Annotated in this window: 1 pseudogene; it reads right to left on the bottom strand. The window is 40.0% G+C overall.

Going from position 1 to position 610, the window contains the following annotated elements:
* Positions 1-373: 373 nt before the first annotated feature.
* A pseudogene (locus AN161_RS30400) lies at positions 374-610 on the bottom strand (IS110 family transposase); the annotation flags it as partial.

Genomic DNA, 610 nt, shown 5'->3' on the forward strand with positions numbered 1-610 from the left:
CCTCCCTCTATAAATGTTGATATATCAACGGTTTGACCCGTTTTTAAGAGTGATAAAAAATTTTTTTATCACAACTTTTACATAGTCTTTTCTAGTTCTTCAATTATTCGTCATTTGGTGAGTACGCTTCGCTAAAGTTAATTGGTTAAAATTAACTTCCATTTCCACTATGTGATGCACTAATGGATCTCTGCGATGCTTATGATGACGTACCCTCCCATGTCTCTTGGCGTCCATGCGCATACATTCCTTCGTTCGGTCTATTCATAAGGCAGAGGCTGGCGATGCTCCTTTAGGGACTCAAAGTCGGATGGAATAAATAATGCCGGCTTCTCCGTGTCATCCTTTTGTAGTAGGTCGAGCTTTGATGTTGCTAGGCTGCCTTTACGAGACAATACAGATCTTTCATCATGTAGCTTACATCAAAATACACTCTCTTCTTGCATAAGGTGTGTAAAATCTTCAGTAACTTTCCACAGAGCACGACAATCGATTGCTTCTTTCGAAGGGGATTGACGGTGCGCGTGGTGTAATATTCATGTAATTTCTTAAAGGCTTCATTATGACGAATTAACGGCATCATGACTCGAAATAAAAGAGCCCGTAACTT

Source organism: Lysinibacillus sp. FJAT-14222 (assembly GCF_001278875.1).
Lineage (GTDB): Bacteria > Bacillota > Bacilli > Bacillales_A > Planococcaceae > Lysinibacillus > Lysinibacillus agricola.